The organism is Corynebacterium sp. HMSC04H06 (assembly GCF_001815935.1).
Classification (GTDB): Bacteria; Actinomycetota; Actinomycetes; order Mycobacteriales; family Mycobacteriaceae; genus Corynebacterium.
Genome location: NZ_KV823458.1, coordinates 12,310 through 33,058 on the forward strand (window position 1 = coordinate 12,310; position 20,749 = coordinate 33,058).

The window sequence follows — 20,749 nt, forward strand, 5'->3', positions numbered from 1 at the left end:
TTTTCATGCATGAAAACCGGCCATCGACCGCGCCCGACTTCCTCCTCTCGCGCGCCACGGGGTCCGTGCGCACCCAGGGCTGCACTCAGTCCTACACGGACCCGTGGGAGGCGGCGCAGGCTCTGCGCGAGTCCCGCCACGAGATGGTGGTCGGGGCTATCCCCTTCAACGCGGACGAGCCCGCCGCCCTGACGGTGCCGCGGTCTATCATCCGCGAGGACGGCCCCCTCGAGCCGCACGCCTACTACCGGCGCGGCCACCTCAACGCGGAGATCTTCGGGGTGGATCCGGAACCGCAGGAACACCTGCGCCGCGTCGAGGCCGCCGTGTCCACCATCCAGAACTCCCGCTTAGAAAAGGTCGTGCTGGCCCGCGCCGTCGATATCGCCTTCGCACAACCCGTCGACCCGCGACTGGTCGCCGCGCGGCTTATCGATAATTCCTCCCACCGCGACGGATTCATCGCGGATCTGACCCCGGCGGGCCGCACCGGCGCCATGCTGGTCGGCTCCTCGCCCGAGGTCCTTATCAAGAAGCAGGGCTCGACCGTCTCGGCCTTCCCTCTGGCCGGCTCCGCGGCGCGGCACGCCGACGCCGTCGCCGATGCCCGCGCCGCCGAGACCCTGCGCGGCTCCGCGAAGGACCAGTCCGAGCACGCCTTCGTGGTCGAGCACCTGCGGTGCATCCTGGAGCCGCTGTGCTCGCACCTGGATTGCCCGGAGACCCCGCAGCTGTTGAGCACCACCGAGATGTGGCACCTGGGCACCCCGATTACCGGCACGCTGGCGGATTCTTCCTCCAACGCGCTGGAGCTGGCCCTGCGGGTGCACCCCACCCCGGCCATTTGCGGGACCCCGACGGCCGCGGCCGAAGCCCTCATCCACACCGCGGAGACCGACCGCGGCTTCTACGCCGGCGCGGTCGGCTGGTGTGACTCGGCCGGCGACGGCGAATATATGGTGGCCATCCGCTGCGCCGAGGTCGCCGGCGACGGCATGAGCGCGCGGGCCTGGGCCGGCGGGGGCATCGTAGCAGATTCGGATCCGGACACGGAGCTGGAAGAAACGACGGCCAAACTGCGCACCATCCTGGCCACGCTGGGCCTCTAGGAGCTCTCCCCAGCGGGCCGCTGGGCGATGAGCACCACGTCCTCGTGGTGGTGCGCGCCCGCGCCGTGGCTGACGTCGCGCGGGCGGGACTCGAAGCTTAAAACCTCGAGGCTAGACAGGCGATCGCCCCCCACGCCGGCATGCCCCACAGCCTACCGCCGGTAGACGCGCGCGTTCTTTAAGCGCGCGCGATGGGGTTGGACAGCGAGCCGATGCCCGGGATCTCGATCTCGATGTGATCGCCCGGCGTCATCGGGGCGGTGCCCGCCGGCGAACCGGTGGTGATGACGTCGCCCGGCAGCAGGGTCATCGAGGCGGAGATCTCTTCCAGGATGCCGCCCATCTTGACGATCATCTGGTTGGTGTTCGAGTCCTGCTTCTGCTCCCGCTGTCCCTCGTGAGTCAGGTAGGCGTTGATCTTGGTGTTGTCCAGATCCAGGGTGTCCAGGTCGGTCTCGATCCACGGCCCCAGCGGGCAGAAGGTGTCAATACCCTTGGCGCGGGCCCACTGGCCGTCGGAGAACTGCAGGTCGCGGGAGGAGACGTCGTTGCAGATGGTGTACCCCAGCACGTGGTCACGCCAGTTCTCAGCCTTAATATTCTTCGACGGCTTGGAGATGACCACGGCCAGCTCGCCCTCGAATTCCACGCGGGTGGCAAAATCCGGGATCTTGATGGGGTTGCCGGGGCCGATGACGGCCGTAGAGGGCTTGACGAAGATGGTCGGCGGCAGGTGCTCCGCGGACTCCTTGAAGACCTCGGCCACGTGGTCCGCGTAGTTGCGTCCCAAGGCGACCACCTTGGTCGGCAGCGTCGGGGCCAGCAGGCGCACCTCGTCCAGCTTCCACTCCCGGCCCGTCGGCTTCGGGGTGGTAAACGGGGTGTCCGCGATTTCCTTGGCGACGAGTTCGTCCTCGCCCTCGATGATGGCGAAACAAATTCCTTCTGGGTGTGCAATTCGTCCTAAACGCATGACGCATAGTGTACTCATGGACTCCTTTGCAACTTTGTTAATCCCCCCTGTTAGGTTCCTTTGATCTGCACTCCGCGCTGGATCTCTTTGAGCGTACCTACCCGCATCCCACTGACAATCGCCAGGTAGAGCTCGGCGCAGGCCAGGGCATCGCCCAGCGCGTTGTGACTGCCGTAGGCCGGCAAACCGTAGCGCGCACGCACGTTTGCTAAGCGCAGGTCCTCCCCGCGCGGGTACGTCCCCATCCGTTCCATGTGGCGGCGCTCGAGCCCGAAGGTGTCCACCACCTCCAAGCGCGGCACGCGCCCGAAATGGCGCCGGGCCGCCGCGTTCACAAACCCGACCTCCAGCCCGGCGAAGTGTGCTAACAGCACCCGCCCGCGCAGGGCGGCTAAAAGAGACTTCAGGACCTCGTCTTCGGCCTCGCCGCTAGCCAGGACGTCGTCGGTGAGCAGGTGGATGGTGGCCGACTCGCCTACCTCAGCCCCGCGCACGACGTGGTAGCCGGCGCCCGCCAAGTCGATGACTCGCCCGCACACGGGCACCCAGCCGACCGAAACGATCCGGTCGCGGCCTGGATTCAGCCCGGTGGTCTCCATGTCGACTGCCAGCAGCTCCAGCTCCTCGAGCGGCGTGGACCGGGCCGGGGCGCCTAGCTCCAGGCGGGGGCGGCGAAAAAGCGCCATGGGCCTGCCTCCTTGTCTTCTCGTGGTCTTCTCACGGTCTTCTCGCGGTCTTCTCGCGCGCGGGCTAAATATTGCGGACCGGGTACCTGGTGGCCAGGGCGTTTTGCTGGCCCTTGATGATCTGGAAGGCGTCGCGCAGGTGCTCACGCTGGTTGCGGCTAAGCTCCTTCGGCGACAGGTGGTAGTCCGGTTGCTCACCGCGGGCGTGTTGGCCGGCCTGGTGCTCCAGGGTGATACTGGTCAGGTAGTCGAAGGCGTCGCGCAGGTCGGCCGCACCCTGCTGGCTGACGCTCTGGCCGGCGGCATCGGCAAGCCGGCTGCGTGTGTCGACGGCCGTGCTTCCGGTAACCAGCGCGTACAGGCGGGCCATCTGCACCACGGCGGCGAGCCCGCCTTTCTTCACGTCGAGGGTGTGCGCGTAGTCGCCGGAACGGTCCACTACGAAGCCTTTGAAAAACGTCAACGGCGGCTCGCGGCGGGCGGCCAGGCTGGCCAGGTGGGCGTGCGTGCGCCGGGAGGCCTGCCCGGCGGCCACGGCCCCGCGGTGGACCCCGGTGGCCAGATCCGCGCTGCCGGCCACCGCCCGCAGGTCGAAAAAGACCTGGGCGTGGAGCAGGGCCTCCGGCTGCGGGGCCTGGACCCAGCGACGGAACGTCGCGTCCCAGGCACCCACGGGCATCCGCCACTCCGGGTTACTGGCCATCATATCGCCCGGGCACAGTGGCTGGCCGGCGTCTGCCAGCCCCTGGCAGACGAACTCGGAGAAACGGGCGAAGTACTCGCCGTGGCGGGACTCGTCGTAGTCACCAGCCAGAACCAGCGCGTTGTCCTGGTCGGAGGCGAAGCCGACCTCGCGGCGGCCCTGGGAGCCGACGGCAACGAAGGCGTAATCCACCGGCGGCGCACCGAGCTCGCGCTCGGCGAGGGTGCACAGGCGCCGGGCCAGGGCATCCGCGCCCAAGGTCAGCACCCCGGCAGTCTCCTGCGGGGAGGCGTTGCGGCGGACGTAGCGGGCGGCTAGCTGGCGCGAGTGCGCGAAGGCAGCGGCCAGCTCGTCGCCCGCCTCGCAGCGGTGGAAGTCCGCGGCGACGTAGAGCGGGTCTTCTTGCAGGGTGCGCGCGATGTCCGCCTGGAGCAGGACCGCCACCACCTGCTCCCCATCGACCACGGGCACGTGGTGGATGGACTTTTCGGCTATAACCAAAAGCGCCTCCATCACCAGGCTGTCGGGGCGCACCGTGGCCACCGGTGCAGTCATCACCGTCGACAACGGCCGGGCCGGGTCGATGCCGGCCGCCACCACGCGGGCGCGCAGGTCCCGGTCGGTGACGATCCCGCGCGCGCTGCCGTCGGCGGGATGGGTGACCACCAGGCAGGAGACGTTGTGCTCGGTCATGCGGCGAGCGGCATCGGAGATGCTCTCTTCGGCCGCGGCGGTGACCGGCTCCTGCAGCGGCAGGTCGGTCACGCGCTGGCGCAGGATCTCGGCGTGTTCGGTGTCGGTGAGTTTCTTCGCCTCTGCCCGGATGCGGCGGGACTGGGAGGAGAAATAGCGGTCCACGTCCGGGTAGCGCTGGGCCAGCTCCTCGAAGCCGGCGCGCGGCAGGGCCAGCACCAGGCTGTCCTCGACGGCCTCCATCCGGTAGCGGGAGGAATTCTTCCCCACCAGCGTGGAATAGCCGAAGCACTGGCCGGCGTCGCGCCGGTCTAGCAGCACCCCGTCGGCGTCCATGATGTCCACGGCGCCAGACCGGATGACGTAGAGAAAATCGTTGGGCGCGCCCGGCTCCACGAGGACCTCGCCCCGGCGGGCGTAGCGCATGGTCAGGTGCGCGGGCAGGGCGTCGAGCACCGCGCCCGGCAGGCGGGCGAAGGGCTCGTGGGCAGCTAGGAAGGTGCGGACCTCGGTAATCTCCACGCTCATGTGAGCTAGGTTACTGGTACGAGACGAACCAAGGGCGCGGTTTTATGTCATAAGTCTGCCCGGGGGTGAAAGTGGGTGTGTCCTCGTCGATGAAGTTCTTCCACGCCATGAAGTAGTCGTCGCTCAGGCCCTGCTGCATGGTGTTCCAGGTGTCGAATTTCTGCTCCGGGCCACCGTGGCCGTCGGCGTGCAGGATGAAGGCCAGCTCCGGGTGATCCGTGTTGATGGTCTCGCGGTCGCGGATCATCTGCAGCTGGAACTGGTGGACGATGAGGCCCTTTTGCGGCAGCTCGTTGTCGCGGACCAACCCGGCCAGCCAGTCGGCAACCTCGGTGACCTCTTGGGCCTCGACGTGGCCGACGCGCCCCATGGGCTGCTCGTCCGGTCCGATCTTCCACTCCGGGTCCAAGGCCAGCCCGACGTTCGGGCGCTTGAGCAGGTCCTCGTAGAGCTTCGCCTGGTCGAGCAAGCGCGCCCGGCCCGGCTGCAGATCCAGGAAGGCGTACCCGCCGGCCTCGGTGATGGCGTCGATGTACGGGATGAGCTCGTCCGGATCCGCCTCGTTGGAGAAATCACCATCCGGGCCCGGCTCCGAGGAGGCCACCGTCGCGATGATCTCGAAGGCCGGCATGACCGGGTAGTCGGTGTGCGGCTGGTACTCGTCGACCAGCTTTTCCACGCGGTCGACGGCCTCGGCTGGGGGCTGCTCCCCCATCAGGCCGAGTGCGCCTCCGGAGGGGTGCCCGTAGAGGGCCACCATGCGGCGGCCCGGGAAAACCAGCCCGCCGCCGCCCGGCAGCTCCCCGGCGGCGGCCAGCTCGGCGCTGGCGTCGAATTTATCCTGGGAGTCGAAGTCCTTGCCTAGGCCGACCACGGCGCCGTCCTCGAGTGCCTGCATGGATTCGCTGGTCGCGCGCGGGTCGGCGACCGGAACGCCGAGCACCTCGGCACCGGCGGAGCGGGCCGTCGCCGCCAGGGCGGCCCCGCCTTCCCCCTCGGCGGTCTGGGCCGAAATCAGCGCCGCGGCCGGCACGCCGTACTCGCTGTCTAGGCCCGCAATGCGCTTGACCTCACCCAAGGGATCCGCCGCGTCTGCGGCCTGGGTGCCGAAGTCCTCGATCGCCTTGATCGATACCCCGTCTGCTAGGTCCACATCGCTCAGGCCGGCGCCGTAGTCGTGGACGGTCTCCGCGCCGAGGCGCTCGATCTCCTCGGCGACGGCGGCCACGTTGCCATCCCGCGCAGTCCCCTCGCCGCGCACGACGAGCATGGGGGCGCCGGCGGCCACGGCGGCATCGGCGGCGCTGGCCTGGGCATTGCGGTCTTCGCCGGCGACGAAGACCTCGGAGGCCGAGTCGAAGAAGGCTCGCGTGGTAGCCACGCCGTTGCCGTTCTCGTCCGCGACGAGCTCGCGGGAGTCGGCCGCCAGCTCCTTGGCGCCCTCGGGGCCGCTCGCGCCGTTCTCGGAGCCGGAGGAGCCGTCGCCACCGGCGCAGGAGGCCAGCCCCAGCGCGGTCGCGGCGACGATGAGCGCTGCCGCCGCCCGCGGGGTGCGACGGGAGCGAGGGGACAAAGAATTCAGTGCCTTGGTAGCCATCGTGATCATCTTACAAGCTGGGCGGGGCCTGTATGCAGTTTCCTGCATTCTTCCCCAGCCGTTGCCGGCCGCTGGGCGGAGCCGGGCGGGTTTAGCCAGCGCACACGGCTCGTGCCAGGCGGTCGCCGACCTCGGCGGTCACGATGGGGGTACCCGTGCGCGCGCTAATGTCGGCGGCCACGGCCTTCTCGATGCGCGCGGCGTTGTCCTCGTCGCCCAGGTGGCGCAACAGCAGCGCGGCGGACAGGATGGCCGCGGTCGGGTCGGCCACGCCTTTGCCGGCGATGTCGGGCGCAGAGCCGTGGACGGGCTCGAACATGGAGGGATTGGCCCCCGAGGCGTCGATGTTACCGGAGGCCGCCAGTCCGATGCCGCCGGTGACCGCGCCGGCTAGGTCCGTAAGGATGTCGCCGAAGAGGTTATCGGTGACGATGACGTCGTAGCGGCCCGGGTCGGTGACCAGGTAGATGGTGGCCGCGTCGACGTGGTTGTAGTCGACGGTGACGTCCGGGTATTCGCGGGCCACCTCGTCGACGGTGCGTTGCCAGAGACCACCGGCGTTGACCAAGACGTTGGTCTTGTGGACCAAGGTCAGGTGTCCGCGGCGGGCCTGCGCGCGGGCGAAGGCGTCGCGCACCACCCTCTCGACGCCGAAGCGGGTGTTCTGGGAGACCTCGGAGGCCACTTCGTGCGGGGTGCCTTCCCGCAGGGTCCCGCCGTTGCCGCAGTAGAGCCCCTCGGTGCCCTCGCGCACGACCACCAGGTCGATATCGCCCGGGTTGGCCAAGGGGCTGCTCGCCGCGCCGGCACGTGACGTGAACGGCCGCAGGTTGACGTGATGGTCGAGGGCGAAGCGCAGCTTCAGCAACAGGCCGCGCTCCAGCACGCCGGGAGCCACCCGGGCCGGGTCGCCGATAGCACCCAGCAGAATGGCGTCGTGCTCACGCAGGGCCGCCAGGTCGTCCTCGGTCAAAAGCTCGCCGGAGTGCACGTAGCGGGAAGCTCCCAGGTCAAACTCGGTGGCCTCGATGTCCGAGCGCACAGCGCGCAGCACCTTGCAGGCCTCCGCCGTGACCTCAGGGCCGATTCCGTCGCCGCCAATAACCGCCAGTTTCATATACTGAGACTCCTATTCCGCATAATGGACTTTGACTCAGTGTAGCAAAACCCGGCGGCCCGGCGGCCCTTTTTGTTCGCGGGCCGGCTTCCGCCCCCGCCTAGGCACCACATTGTCTCGCGAAGGCCTCCTCCCGCTTAGGCGTTCTTTGACGCCTAAGCGTCGAACTTCAACTGCAAGCAGGTTGCCCCCAGCTTGTCGCAGATCTCGTCGGTCAGCTCGCTGGAGACCGGGTTGTCCACGCGCAGGATGAGGACGGCGTCGTCGGCCAGCTTGCCTTGGGTCAGCGCGGCGGCCTCGATGTTGATCCGGGCTCCGCCCAGCACCGTGCCAACCGTGCCGAGCGCGCCCGGCGCATCGGCGTAGCGGAAGAACAGGTTGCGGCCCTGGGCCCGCATGTCAACGCCGCGGCCATCGATGCGCACGATCTTCTCCACGCCGTCGATGCCGGTGCGCGCGCCCTCCAGAACGGAGACCTCGCCGCTGGAGCCGATGACCTTCACGCGCAGCACGGAGCTGTGTCCCTGGGCGACCTCGCCGGTGCCGACGCGTACGTCGACGCCGCGGCTCTCGGCAATCTGCATGGCGTTGACGAAGGTGACCGGCTCGTCCACCACGCCGCTAAACAGGCCGCGCACGGCGGATAGCCCCAGCACGCCCGGGTCCTCGCTGGCTAGCTCGCCGCAGGCGTGGACCTCGATGGCCACAGCCGGGGAATCCAGCAGCTTGCCGGCGGCCAGGCCGACCTTGCGGGCCAGCTCCAGCCACAGGGCGACTTCCTCGCCCACGCGGCCGCCGGAGACGTTGACCGCGTCTGGGACGAACTCGCCGGCCAGCGCCTTGAGCACCGAGGCCGCCACGTCCGTGCCCGCGCGGTCCTGGGCCTCCACCGTGGAAGCGCCCAGGTGCGGGGATACGGTCACCGCGTCCAGCTCGAAGAGCGGCGAGTCGGTGCACGGCTCGGTGGCGTAGACGTCGAAGCCGGCGCCACGGTGGCGGCCCGAGCGGATGGATTCGGCCAGCGCGGCCTCGTCCACCAGCCCGCCGCGGGCGGCGTTAATGAGGATCTGGCCGGGCTTGGCCTTGGCCAGCAGCTCGGCGTCGAACATCCCGGCGGTCTCCGGGGTCTTCGGCAGGTGGATGGTCACGAAGTCGGAGCGCTCCATCAGCTCGTCGAGCTCAACCAGCTCGACGCCGAGGGACCCAGCCCGGGCCGGGTTGGCGTACGGGTCGTAGGCCAGCAGGGTGGTCTCGAAGGCCTTCAGGCGCTGGGCGAAAAGCTGCCCGATGTGCCCGAAGCCGACGATGCCGACGGTCTTGCCATAGACCTCCACGCCCTTGAACTCGGAGCGCGCCCAGCGCCCCTCGCGCAGGCTGCGGTCGGCGGCGGGCACCTGGCGGGCGGTGGCCAGCAGCAGGGCGATGGCCTGCTCGCAAGCGGAGTGGATATTCGAGGTCGGCGCGTTGACCACCATGACGCCGCGCTCGGTGGCCGCTTCGATGTCGACGTTGTCGAGTCCGACGCCGGCGCGGCCGACGATCTTCAGGTTGGTGGCGGCGGCGAGCACCTCCGCGTCCACGGTGGTGGCGGAGCGCACCAAGAGGGCATCGGCAGCTGGGACGGCCGCCAGCAGCTCGGCTCGGTTCGGGCCGTCGACCCACTTGACCTCCACGGACTCACCAAGCGCGTCGACGGTGGACTGGGCAAGCTTGTCGGCTATCACTACTAGGGGCTTGGTCATTGAAGGCTCCTGGGGTTGTTGACTTAAAAAAGAGGGACCCGGCTGGCCTTCCCGTGTACCCTAGCTATGCAGCGGGAACGCTGCTGGCAGGGCGCGGCTCCGACCAGCCTTCCCTAATTCTATCGGCTAATAGTTTTTCATCCCCGAATTCGGGGCCAAGAGCCACCAGCGGGCCGTCCTCCATCCCCTCGACCATGGCCTGCGAGACCTTCGACTCCCGTGGGTCGGCCGTGGGCATCATCCGCACGCCCGCCCCATAAGACCGGGCGTTGGCCACCGACGCCACCGATGCCGCCTCCGTGGCCACCACGATGGGCGCCATGTCCGCGTCGCGCCGCGACTGCGCCGGCAGCGGCACGGCCTCTTCGTCCTCGAGCCGCTCCAGCGGCTCCCAGGCCGCCTTCAGCTCCGTGCGGGTCCGCCCGTCTAGGTGCGCGACCGCGCGCGCCATATTCTCCCGGTTGGCCACGACCTTGCTCTCAAACTGGAAGGCCGTGATCTGCCCCAGCGCCCAGGTCGTGCCCGGGTCCTGGATGAGGCGCACGGCGCCATCCGATGCTGTCATGGGCACCCGGCCGACTATCAACGCCCGGTCCACGCCCAGCCGGATCATCTCCGTGTAGATGTCCTGGCGGATGGACTCGTCGTAGACCAGCATGGGCGCGCGCTGGGACACCGCGATAGAGGCCGCCCGCAGCTTGGAGGAATCCCGCTGGTCGCTAATGACCAGCGTCGGCGACTCCGGGAAAAAGTAGCGCAGCGTCTCCAGCCCGTACGGGTCCTCGAAGACGTGGAAGTGACCCTTGAACTCCTCCTTGACCATGCGGTTGCGATTCTCTGCCGCCGCGTCGTCTAAGTTGATGTCGGATTCTGCCGGGGTAACCGAATCCGTGGGCACCGCCGTCGGCTGGTGGAGCACGTCGTGGCAGCCGGCCAGCGTCAGGCACAGCGCCACCGACGCGACGTGGGCGGCGACGACTGCAGCGCGGGAGCGAACACCTTTAGCGAACAAAGGCTTGCGGTCCTTCTTCTCCGGCAGTCAGATCGGCCTCGTCCACGTCCCGACGCACCGGCTTGCCCATGGCGTATTCGATCATCGCCACCAGGCGCTGGCGGCGATCCCGCAGGAAGCCGTCGAAATCGGCGGCCCACAGGTAGTCCGGGTCGAGCTCGTGGCTGGCCAAAACGGCTGCGAACTCGTGGTCTTCCATTAAAGACTTGGATTGTACCCGGGGCAGGTAGCGCGCCGGCGAATAGCCGTCCAGAACCACCTCGGTGCGCTTGCCCATAGGCGCGCGGTTGAGCACGGACTCCGCCAAAGCGGCCGCCACCCCGTGCTTTTTCGCCCACGGCAGCGGGAAGACCGGCTCGAAGCCCGGCTGCAGCTCCCCGATGGTGCCGCGGTTAAACGGCTGGGCGGTGCGCCAGTCCCGCGCTCCCCTGTCCATCAGCAGCGCGTAGATGGCGTGGAATACGCCGTCATCCGGGCCGGCGGACAGCAGACGGGACTCGCTAAACTGCGCGTCGCGCACCGTCTTCGGCGCCCGGTCCGTATTGCCCTCGACCCAGGCGGTGACCTCGTCGACGTCGCGGGCCGAGCGCAGCTTCACAGCCGCCGAGCCGTAGAGTTCGCCGAAGACCCCGCACCAGAACCACTGGTTGAGCTTGTCCCAGGCCGCCTGGGAGCTCAAGACCCGGCCGTGCTCGCCGCGGGCGTCGCTCAGCTGGGCCAAAATCACCGCCAGCGGCACGATCTGGGCGCTGTAGGGCACCTGGTCCAGCTCGAAGATGCAGCGCTGCGACAGGAATTCGGCGACCTCGCGGAAGGTAATCCGCAGCGTCTCGGTGGCCTTTTGGTAGTCGGCCAGCCGCAGGTTCAGGATGTCCTCGCGCTGCCCGCGCGCAAGTCCCCGGGAGCCGGTAGCCAGCAGGGATACGGCCGACAAGAACTGCGTGCGGTCGATGCCGTCCAGCGCCGGGTAGTCCCGCAGCCCACGCTCGGTCACCTCCCAGTCCCGGGCCAGGTGGAAGTTCGGGTCCTCGGCGGCGAAGACCGCGGTGAGCAGGTCGAAGACGTCCATCTGCAGGCCCGCGGCGTTGGCCTGGGCAAAGATGGAGCCCACGCCCGCACGCGCCGTGTGGCGCGCCAGCCGGATGATCGGCGTGTGGTAGCCGTTCAGCGGCGCCATGACCCGGTGCTGGAAGGCCGCGAGCAGCTCCCGGTCGCCTTCGCCGGCCTGGGCGGCCATCTCGAAAAGCAGCGCGGGGCCCTCCTCGCCCAGCAGCGCGGCGACCGGCAGGCAGAGGTTGGCCACCTGCTGGTGGCGCTCGTGCAGGTTGCCTTCGATGTCCGGGCCGAAGTGGGAGCGAACCAGCCCAGCCTGGTTGACGGCGAAGACCGCCTCGTCCGGCAGCAGGTCCCCGCGCACGGCGCTGCGCACGTCGACGAAGAAGCTGCGGGTTATCTTCTTGGAGCGAAAATCGGTGGTCTCTACCTCGCCGGAGCCGCGAAAGCAGTGGTAGAGGCTGGTCAGGCGCTGCTGGCCGTCCAGCAGCAGCATGCCGGGCGCACTGTCGGTGGCCGGGGCCCCGCTAATCTGGCGCGGCCGGAACCGCTGCGGCTCGTTGCGCGTGTCCAGGGCCATCATCGCCCCCATGGGGTAGCCACGCAGGACGGTCACGATTAAAGAACGGATGCGGTCTTCGTCCCAGGCGTAGGAGCGCTGGAAATCGGGCAGCTGGATATCCCCGCGGTCGATGCGGGCGAACAGGTCGGGCAGGTCATAGCTTGGCGTGGTGAAACCCATGCCGCCTAGCTTAACCCCGGCCTAATCCCGGTGCGAGTGCTCAGTACAGGTTGTCTCGTGCGCCTGGTGCCCGGGGTGCTCGAGCTGGATGGTGGAATGCTCGATGCCCATCTCGTGCAGGATCTCTTGCGCCCTATCCAGCACCGGGCCGGTGGAGAAATCGTCGTTGACCACCAGGTGGCAGGTAGCCAGCGCCTCGGTGCCGCTGACCGACCAGACGTGCAGGTCGTGGACGGCGCACACCCGCGGGATTTGCTCCAGCGCGGCGGAGATTTCCGCGATGTCGTAGCCGGCGGGCACCCGGGCCAGCAGTACGGACAGGGACGCGCCCAGCAGCTTGATGGCGCGCGGGGCGACGATGGCGGCAATGGCCAGCGAGGCGATCGTGTCGGCGGCGTGCCAGCCGGTGAAGTAGATGACGACGGCCGCCACGATCACTGCCACCGAGCCCAACAGGTCAGTCAGCACGTGCAGGAACGCGCCCTCGACGTTGAGGGAGGCGCTGCGCTGCCGGTGCAGCACCCACGCGCTGATGGCGTTGGCCAGCAGGCCGACGACGGCCACCCCGCCCATCACGTGCGGGTCCACCGTCTCGTCGTTGCTCAGGCGCAGCAAAGCGGAGATGACGATCCACACGGACACGGCCACGATCGCCACGGCGTTGACCGCGGCGGCGAGCGCCTCCACTCCCCGGTAGCCGTAGGTGGCCCGGGACGAGGCGGCCTTGCGGCCGATGACCACGGCGATGACCGCCAGGATGAGCCCGGTGGCATCGGAGAGCATGTGCATGGCGTCGGCCAGCAGCGCCAACGAGCCGGAGATCACGCCGCCGGCGACCTCCGCGAAAAACACCGTGCCCGTGACAGCGAGCGCCGTAACCAGCGCCCGCAACGGGGTGGTCTGTGGGTCGATGCCGTGCGAGTGATCATGACTGTGACCGTGACCGTGCGTTGTCATACCCACTGAGTATAGCCAAAAAACCGGCTATTGAAAATAGATTGAAAACCTAGTGGGCGGTGTCAGTCAGCTCGACCTTGACCCAGCTCATCAGGTCGCGCAGCTGCGCGCCGGTCTTTTCAATCTGGTGGTCGGCGAACTCCTGGCGCAGGCCCTCCAGCTCCTTGTTGCCACCCTCGACGTTGGCGATCAGGCGTTTGGTAAAGGTTCCATCCTGGATATCGGACAGAATCTCGCGCATGCGCTGCTTGGTGCCCTCGTCGATGACGCGCGGGCCGGACAGGTAGCCGCCGAACTCCGCGGTATCAGAGACCGAGTAGTTCATGTTGGCGATACCGCCCTCGAACATCAGGTCCACGATGAGCTTCATCTCGTGCAGGACCTCGAAGTAGGCCATCTCCGGCTCATAGCCGGCCTCCACTAGGACCTCGAAGCCGGTCTTGATGAGGAACTCCGCGCCGCCGCACAGGACGGCCTGCTCGCCGAAGAGGTCGGTGACGGTCTCGGCCTCGAAGGTGGTCGGGATGACGCCGGCGCGGGCACCACCGATGGCGGCCGCGTACGACAGGGCCAGATCCTGGCCGTTGCCCTTCGGGTCCTGCTCGACGGCGATCAGGCAGGGAACGCCCTTGCCGTCCAGGAACTGGCGGCGCACCAGGTGGCCCGGGCCCTTCGGGGCGACCATGCCGACGGTGATGTTGTCGGCCGGCTCGATCAGGTGGAAGTGGATGTTCAGGCCGTGGCCGAAGAAGAGTGCGTCGCCGTCCTGCAGGTGCGGCGCGATCTGGTTGTCGTAGATCTCCTTCTGGGAGGTATCCGGCGCCAGCAGCATGACCAGGTCGGCCCACTCGGCGGCCTCGGCGACGGAGGTGACCCGGAAGCCGGCCTCCTCGGCCTTTTCGGCGGACTTGCTGCCGTCGCGCAGGCCGATGGTGACCTCGACGCCGGACTCGCGCAGGTTCTGGGCGTGGGCATGGCCCTGGGAGCCGTAGCCGATGACGGCGACCTTGCGGCCCTGGATGATGGACAGATCGGCGTCGTCGTCGTAGAAGGTCTGGATTTCCATGAGGTATAAACCTACTTTCTTTCCTTAGTATTGGTGGGTGGAAAACGGTGGCCTAAACGGCCAGGGTGATTATTCGTTTATTTGGGTGGGGCCATCGCCTTGGGGCCGCGCGAGAGCGCCACGTGTCCAGATTGCACTAGCTCGCGCACACCGAACGGTTCCAACACGTCCAGCAAGGCTTGGAGCTTGCCGGGGGTGCCGGTGGCTTCGACGACGACAGACTCGGGAGCCACATCGACCACGCGGGCGCGGAAGATGTTGACCGCGTCGACCACCTGGGGCCGGTTCGCATTATCAGCCGCGACCTTGACCAGCATGATGGCCCGCGCGACCGAGGAGTCCTCCTCCAGCTCGACGACCTTGATGACCGGAATGAGCTTGTTGAGCTGCTTAGTGATCTGCTCAATCACAATCTCGTTGGCATCCGCCACGATGGTCAGGCGGTTAATACCTTCGGTCTCCGTGCGCGCCGAGACGAAAGAGATAATGGAATATCCGCGGCGGGTAAACATCCCCGCCACGCGGGAGATAATCCCCTCCCCGTCTTGGACGAGCACCGACAGCGTGTGCCGGGTGACATCGGTTGCTGCCATGGTTAGCTCTCCTCTCCGGTCGCGTCCAAGTCCTTGCTGGACTCTTCCGCGAACAGGGGCCGTAGCCCCTGGGCGTACTGGATTTCCTCGTTCGATGCCCCGCCGCCGACCATCGGCCAGACCTGGGAGTCCTCGCCGACGATGAAGTCGATGACGACCGGGCGGTCGTTGATAGCGCGGGCCCGCTCGATGGCCGGGGCGACTTCCTCCTCGCAGGTCACGCGAATGGCCTCGCAGCCCAACGCCTGGGACAGCTGCACGAAGTCCGGCAGAAAGGTGGCTGCCTCGCGAAGCTTGGTGTGCGAGTAGTTGCCGTTGAAAAACAGCGTCTGCCACTGGCGCACCATGCCGAGGTTGCCGTTGTTGATGACCGCCACCTTGATGGGAAAGCCCTCGATAGCCGCGGTCGTCAGCTCCTGGTTAGTCATCTGGAAGCAGCCGTCGCCGTCGATGGCCCAGACCTCGCGGTCCGGGTTGGCGGCCTTGGCGCCCATCCCGGCGGGCACCGCATAGCCCATCGTCCCAGCGCCGCCGGAGTTGATCCAGCTGCGCGGGCGCTCGAAGTCGACGAACTGCGCGGCCCACATCTGGTGCTGGCCCACCCCGGAGCAATAGATGGCCTCCGGGCCGGCCAGCTTGCTCAGCTGCTCCAGCACGAACTGCGGGTTGAGCAGGCCGTCCGTGGTCGGCTCCCACCCGCGCGGGTAGCGCTCGCACAGGTCGTCCAGGTAAGCCCGCCAGCGGTCCAGCTCGGGCAGCTGGGGCTGGCGCGGGCCCTGGAACCCCCGCAGCAGCTGGTGGAGGACCTCGCGGGCATCGCCCACGATGGGGATATCCACCTCCCGGTTCTTCCCGATCTCGGCCGGGTCCACGTCCGCATGGATAACACGGGCCCCAGGCGCGAACGATGCCGTTTCGCCCGTCACCCGGTCATCGAACCGGGCGCCGATGGCGATCAGCAGGTCGGAGCGCTGCATGGCCGCGACCGCCGGCACCGTGCCGTGCATGCCAGGCATGCCCAGGTGCTGCGGGTGCGATTCCGGGAACGCGCCCAGCGCCATCAGCGTGGTCACCACGGGGATGCCGGTGAACTCGGCGAATTCCCGCAGCTCTTTTTCGGCGTTGGCCTTGATGACCCCGCCGCCGATGTAGAGCACCGGCTTGCGGGAAGCAGCTATCAGCTCGACCGCCTGGTTGATCTGGCGCGCGTGCGGACGCGTGACCGGCTTGTAGCCGGGCAGCTCCAGGCGCGTCGGGGCGGTGTAGTCCAGCGTGCCGTTTTGCACGTCCTTCGGGATGTCGACCAGCACGGGGCCCGGGCGACCTGAAGACGCCAAGTGGAAGGCGGCGGCGATAGCTCCGGGGATTTCCTCGGGCGTGGCGACGATGAAGTTGTGCTTGGTGATCGGCATCGTGATGCCGCGGATATCCGCCTCCTGGAAGGCGTCGGTGCCCAACAGGTTGGATCCGACCTGGCCGGTGATGGCGACCACCGGCACGGAGTCCAGCATGGCGTCGGCCAGCGGGGTGACCAGGTTGGTCGCACCCGGGCCGGAGGTAGCGATGCACACCCTTACCTGCCCGGAGGCCTGGGCGAAGCCCTCGGCCGCATGCCCGGCGCCTTGCTCGTGCCGGGTGAGCACGTGGCGCAGGCGTGTCGAGTGGGCCAGCGCGTCGTACAACGGGAGCACAGCGCCACCCGGGATGCCGAAGACCATCTCAGTTCCGAGATCCTCTAGCGTGCGGACAATAGCCTGGGCTCCGGTGAGCCTCTCACGAACAGGAGTGCCGGTTCGGGCGGCCACGGAAGCGGGCGTGGGAGTGGGTGAAGCTGCCACGGTAGATTCGCTCCTTCGTTTTATACGTTGTCTGTCGTTGTTCTTAGTGGTTGTTGGGGTATTTCATGTCGGCTACCACCTCCTGGGTGCGAGGCGATGATCATTGCCGGCCAGCGTCTGCCGATACGACAAAGCCCCCGGCGGGAACCTGCCTCTGGTGGTTCCGCGTCGAGGGCGCTTGACGTATACGACAACAGTTAGCCGCTACGGCGAGCGCCGCTCGGGTACGAGTACTAGCTGAAGTCGAATAATGATCATGACCTGCATCATACACAGCCGGATTTTCGCCACAACCCCTTTACCCCTAGCCGGGGCTATCTCATTGCCTGAAATTAAATCCGCATATTTGACCATACAATGAAACGTGTCGGGAGTTTTCGCACGCTAACCCCCGTCCACTAGCATGGATAGCCATGAGCACACCGCAGCGCCGACCCTCCCGCACCAACCGCCCGACCCGCCCGGAGACGCCGAATAAAAATCGCGCCGGTACGGCCCCTAAATCCCCGACCGGGCAAACCACGGTCTTTCGGCCCGAGCGCACCAACCTGCTCGCCATCGTCCTGCTCACCGCCATCGCGGTACTCATCATCTCCTGGAAGCCGTTGGTTTTGGGCTGGCTACTCATCATCCCCGCGCTGGCTTTCTGGTGGGTGCTGCGGGCGCGCACGACGGTGAGCGAGGACGGCATCGCCATCCGCTACGGCTTCCGCGGGGACGTCCGCCTGCCGTGGGAGGACTTCGCGGGCATCGGATTCAAGTGGGCCCACGCCTTTGCCGCCACCCGGCAGGGTAAGAAATTCAACCTTCCGGGGGTAACCTTTAATTCACTCCCCGACCTGGCGCGGGCCTCCCGCGGGCGCATCCCGGACGCGCTCAGCGCAGGTAAAAAGGCCGCCGACGACAAGGTCGTGGTCATCCACCGCGACGGGCAGCAGGTTCTCATGTCCAAGGAAGAGTATGCTGCCTACCAAGCCACCGAGGGCGACTCGGCCACCCATACCGACTCGAACCCCAACTAGGCGCGCGGCTACCCCATCCGCGCTGGCGGTACGGCTTTGCCTCTTCTTTCCTGATATCCCCGTGTGCCTGTAGAAAGGTCAAGGCTTTAGACCCCATGTACCCGCTGCGCTCAAAAACCACCACCGTTGGCCGGCAAGCCGCCGGAGCCCGCGCGCTCTGGCGCGCGACCGGTACCGGCGAAAACGACTTCGGCAAGCCCATCGTAGCCATCGCCAACTCCTTCACCCAGTTCGTTCCCGGCCACGTGCACCTGAAAAACGTCGGTGACATCGTCGCCGAGTCCGTGCGCGCCGCCGGAGGCGTGCCCAAGGAATTCAACACCATTGCCGTCGACGACGGCATCGCCATGGGCCACTCCGGCATGCTCTACTCGCTGCCCAGCCGCGAGATCATCTCCGACTCGATCGAGTACATGGTCAACGCGCACACCGCCGACGCCCTAGTCTGCATCTCCAACTGCGACAAGATCACCCCGGGCATGCTCAACGCCGCGCTGCGCCTGAACATCCCCACCATCTTCGTCTCCGGCGGGGCGATGGAGGCCGGCAAGGCCGTGGTCGTCGACGGCGTGGCCCACCAGCCCACCGATCTCATCACCGCGATCACGGCCTCGGCCTCCGACGCGGTTTCCGATGCCGCCCTGAGCACCGTCGAAGAATCCGCCTGCCCCACCTGTGGTTCCTGCTCCGGCATGTTCACGGCCAACTCCATGAACTGCCTGACCGAGGCCCTGGGCCTGGCCCTGCCCGGCAACGGCACCACCCTGGCCACCCACGCCCAACGCCGGCGTCTGTTCGAGCAAGCCGGCGAAACAATCGTCGAGCTGTGCCAGCGCTACTACGGTCAGGAAGACGACCGGATGCTGCCGCGGAGCATCGCTAGCAAGGCCGCGTTCACCAACGCCCTGGCGCTAGACATGGCCATGGGTGGGTCCACCAACACGATCCTCCACACGCTGGCGGCCGCCCAGGAGGGCGACGTCGACTTCGACCTGCGCGACATCGAGGCCATCTCCGACCGCGTGCCCTGCTTGTCCAAGGTCGCGCCGAACGGCGTGTGGCACATCGAGGACGTCCACCGCGCCGGCGGCATCCCCGCCATCCTGGGCGAGCTGCGCCGCGCCGGCCACCTCGACACCTCCGTGCACACCGTCTACTACGACGACGCCAACCAGTGGATCGACGACTGGGACATCCGCGGCGGGGCCCATATCCCGGCCGCCGAGGAACTGTTCTACGCCGCGCCCGGCGGGGTGCGCACAACCGAGCCGTTTTCCACGTCGAACCGCTGGTCCTCGCTGGATACCGATCAAAAGGACGGCTGCATCCACTCCGCCGAGCACGCCTACTCCGCCGACGGCGGACTCGTGGTCCTGCGCGGCAACCTGGCCCCCGACGGGGCCGTCATCAAGGCCGCCGGCGTCGAAGAGGAGCTGTGGACCTTCAGCGGCCCGGCCCGCGTGGTCGAATCCCAGGAGCAGGCCGTTTCCGCCATCCTCAACAAGGAGGTACAGGCCGGCGAGGTCCTGGTCATCCGCTACGAAGGCCCCGCCGGCGGCCCCGGCATGCAGGAGATGCTCCACCCGACGTCGTTCCTCAAGGGCGCCGGGCTGGGCAAGAAGTGCGCGCTGATCACCGACGGGCGCTTCTCCGGCGGCACCTCGGGGCTGTCCATTGGGCACATCTCGCCGGAGGCCGCGCACGGCGGGCTCATCGGGCTCATCGAAAACGGCGACACCATCCACATCGATGTGCGCGCCCGCCGCCTGGAGCTGGCAGTCGCCGACGACGAGCTGGCCCGCCGCCGCGCCGCCCAGCTGGAGCGCGAGCACCCGTTCACCCCGGTGGACCGCAACCGGCCGGTGACCAAGGCGCTGCGCGCGTACGCCGCCCTGGCGACCTCCGCCGACCGCGGCGCCGTGCGCGTCGTGGACGGCCACGTCCACTAGGCCACGTCGATCGCCCCGGGGCGCGGGCAAGTGGCCTACACTCTCCGGGGTGACTACCCAACGCCGCGTCCCGCCGCTTCTGGCCTACCTGCTCATCGCCGCCGGTCTACTCGGCGGCGTGGGCAAAATGATCGCCCATACCCTCATCACCGACTTCCCCGTCGACATGATCATCTACCGCGAGGGGGTCAAGGCCTTCCTGTCCGGCGGCGAGGTCTATTCGGAGCCCATGTACGCCGGCGACATCGCGCTGCCGTTTATCTACCCGCCTTTCGGCGCGCTGATGATGGTGCCGCTGGCCGCCTTCGACTGGATGAGCGACGACCTGGCCGGCGACATCATGATCGTGCTGTCCGATCTGCTGTTGCTCGCGTGTCTCTTTTTCGTCGCCCGCTCCATCCTGCCGGCGATGGCGCGCCGCAACTTCCTGGCGGTCGTCTGCTTGGTCTGGGCCGTGCTGCTGGGCTTCGAGCCGGTCGAGCTCAACAACGGCTTCGCGCAGGTGAACATGGTCGTCATGGCCTTGGTGGTTTTCGACCTCGTGCCGCGCAAGCGCTACCTGCCGCAGGGCTGGCTCATCGGGGTGGCGGCCGCCATCAAACTGACCCCGGCCGCCATGCTGCTGTATTTCCTGGTCCGCAAGGAAGCCAAGCCGATTATCACCGCCGCCTTCTCCGGCGTCATCGCGACCGCCCTAGCCGCGGCGGTGCGCTGGGACGTCTTCGTGGAGTTCTTCTTCGGCAAAATGCTGGCCATGGGGTCTGGCGATGATTTCGGCGTCGGCACCGCCTACCAGTCCAACAGCTCGTGGAAGGGCGTGCTCGAGCGCGCGTTCAGCTCGGCCGAGGTCGCCGAGGCCCACAGCACGCTCATCAACGTGGCGTGGCTTATCGGGGTCCTGGTCATCGTCGGGGCTGGCGCCTGGCTCATGCGCGGCCTCTTCCGCCGCGGCCTGGACATCGATGCCGCCCTCACCGCCGCCGTCGTCATGCTTCTCATCTCCCCGGTTTCCTGGTCGCACCACTGGGTCTGGCTGGCGCTCATCTTGCCGGTGTTGGCCTACCGCGCGTGGTCTTGGCGGCACCAGACCTGGGTCGCCGGCAGCCTCATAGCCGTGGTGGCCGCCTGGGCCTTACTTTTACTGACTGTGCCACCCAAGTGGTGGTTCGGCGACGACATCGACGTCTACGGGCTCAACTCCATGCAGAAGTTCCTCGTCAGTGACTTCGTGTGGCTCATTGTCATCGCGGGCGCCCTGTACGCCTACTGCGCGCTGAAGCAGCCGCGGCGGGAGTTGTCCACCGAATCCCGCTCTCGGGGGCCTCTTTCTGCCTAAATTTGCCTAACGATGCCTACTTGGGCACGTTGC

The 20,749-nt window shown here is 67.7% G+C and carries 17 protein-coding genes; 4 read left to right on the forward strand and 13 right to left on the reverse strand.

The window, feature by feature from the left end; genetic code table 11:
- Positions 1 to 5: 5 nt before the first annotated feature.
- Positions 6 to 1,109, forward strand: a complete 1,104-nt coding sequence (locus tag HMPREF3067_RS10410; protein WP_070769651.1) for an isochorismate synthase — start codon at positions 6 to 8, stop codon at positions 1,107 to 1,109.
- Here HMPREF3067_RS10410 and HMPREF3067_RS11405 read toward each other — a convergent pair.
- The 13 genes from HMPREF3067_RS11405 to HMPREF3067_RS10470 form a co-directional block, all read right to left on the reverse strand.
- Complete coding sequence (locus tag HMPREF3067_RS11405; protein WP_168166972.1) at positions 1,106 to 1,243, reverse strand: hypothetical protein; 138 nt, start codon at positions 1,241 to 1,243, stop codon at positions 1,106 to 1,108. The two genes, HMPREF3067_RS10410 and HMPREF3067_RS11405, sit on opposite strands and share 4 nt — an antisense overlap.
- 44 nt (positions 1,244 to 1,287) lie before the next feature.
- A complete protein-coding gene (locus tag HMPREF3067_RS10415; protein WP_070769652.1) occupies positions 1,288 to 2,082 on the reverse strand; it encodes a fumarylacetoacetate hydrolase family protein in 795 nt (264 codons plus the stop codon).
- A gap of 50 nt (positions 2,083 to 2,132) precedes the next feature.
- A complete protein-coding gene (locus HMPREF3067_RS10420; RefSeq protein ID WP_070769653.1) occupies positions 2,133 to 2,768 on the reverse strand; it encodes an exonuclease domain-containing protein in 636 nt (211 codons plus the stop codon).
- A gap of 64 nt (positions 2,769 to 2,832) precedes the next feature.
- The gene (locus HMPREF3067_RS10425) at positions 2,833 to 4,692 is read right to left on the reverse strand and encodes a DUF294 nucleotidyltransferase-like domain-containing protein (protein ID WP_070769654.1); all 1,860 of its coding nucleotides are present in this window, start codon (positions 4,690 to 4,692) and stop codon (positions 2,833 to 2,835) included.
- Between the two features lie 10 nt (positions 4,693 to 4,702).
- A complete protein-coding gene (locus tag HMPREF3067_RS10430) occupies positions 4,703 to 6,289 on the reverse strand; it encodes a cell wall-binding repeat-containing protein (protein ID WP_246819304.1) in 1,587 nt (528 codons plus the stop codon).
- 91 nt (positions 6,290 to 6,380) lie between these two features.
- The gene (locus tag HMPREF3067_RS10435; RefSeq protein WP_070769655.1) at positions 6,381 to 7,406 is read right to left on the reverse strand and encodes a 3-isopropylmalate dehydrogenase; all 1,026 of its coding nucleotides are present in this window, start codon (positions 7,404 to 7,406) and stop codon (positions 6,381 to 6,383) included.
- A 155-nt stretch (positions 7,407 to 7,561) separates the two neighbouring features.
- Positions 7,562 to 9,148: a phosphoglycerate dehydrogenase gene (gene serA, locus HMPREF3067_RS10440; protein WP_070769656.1), complete on the reverse strand. Its 1,587-nt coding sequence runs from the start codon at positions 9,146 to 9,148 to the stop codon at positions 7,562 to 7,564.
- A gap of 64 nt (positions 9,149 to 9,212) precedes the next feature.
- Positions 9,213 to 10,160, reverse strand: coding sequence for a hypothetical protein (locus HMPREF3067_RS10445; protein ID WP_070769657.1), 948 nt, complete (start codon positions 10,158 to 10,160; stop codon positions 9,213 to 9,215).
- Entirely contained in the window at positions 10,150 to 11,955 is a 1,806-nt protein-coding gene (locus tag HMPREF3067_RS10450) for a DUF262 domain-containing protein (protein ID WP_070769658.1), read from the reverse strand. Before HMPREF3067_RS10450 ends, HMPREF3067_RS10445 begins: the two co-directional genes overlap by 11 nt.
- 21 nt (positions 11,956 to 11,976) lie before the next feature.
- Positions 11,977 to 12,912 (reverse strand): cation diffusion facilitator family transporter, encoded by a 936-nt coding sequence (locus HMPREF3067_RS10455; protein ID WP_070769659.1) that lies wholly within the window; start codon positions 12,910 to 12,912, stop codon positions 11,977 to 11,979.
- 49 nt (positions 12,913 to 12,961) lie between these two features.
- Positions 12,962 to 13,978, reverse strand: coding sequence for a ketol-acid reductoisomerase (ilvC, locus tag HMPREF3067_RS10460; RefSeq protein WP_070769660.1), 1,017 nt, complete (start codon positions 13,976 to 13,978; stop codon positions 12,962 to 12,964).
- A 77-nt stretch (positions 13,979 to 14,055) separates the two neighbouring features.
- The gene (ilvN, locus tag HMPREF3067_RS10465; protein ID WP_070769661.1) at positions 14,056 to 14,571 is read right to left on the reverse strand and encodes an acetolactate synthase small subunit; all 516 of its coding nucleotides are present in this window, start codon (positions 14,569 to 14,571) and stop codon (positions 14,056 to 14,058) included.
- 2 nt (positions 14,572 to 14,573) lie between these two features.
- A complete protein-coding gene (locus HMPREF3067_RS10470) occupies positions 14,574 to 16,409 on the reverse strand; it encodes an acetolactate synthase large subunit (protein ID WP_083319278.1) in 1,836 nt (611 codons plus the stop codon).
- 413 nt (positions 16,410 to 16,822) lie between these two features.
- Between HMPREF3067_RS10470 and HMPREF3067_RS10475 the strand changes: the two genes are divergently transcribed.
- From HMPREF3067_RS10475 to HMPREF3067_RS10485, 3 genes are all read left to right on the forward strand, one after another.
- A complete protein-coding gene (locus HMPREF3067_RS10475; RefSeq protein WP_083319279.1) occupies positions 16,823 to 17,431 on the forward strand; it encodes a PH domain-containing protein in 609 nt (202 codons plus the stop codon).
- Positions 17,432 to 17,526: 95 nt separating this feature from the next.
- Entirely contained in the window at positions 17,527 to 19,380 is a 1,854-nt protein-coding gene (gene ilvD / locus HMPREF3067_RS10480; protein WP_070769663.1) for a dihydroxy-acid dehydratase, read from the forward strand.
- A 127-nt stretch (positions 19,381 to 19,507) separates the two neighbouring features.
- On the forward strand, positions 19,508 to 20,716 hold the full coding sequence (locus HMPREF3067_RS10485; protein WP_083319281.1) for a glycosyltransferase family 87 protein: 1,209 nt from the start codon (positions 19,508 to 19,510) through the stop codon (positions 20,714 to 20,716).
- The last annotated feature ends 33 nt before the right edge of the window (positions 20,717 to 20,749 follow it).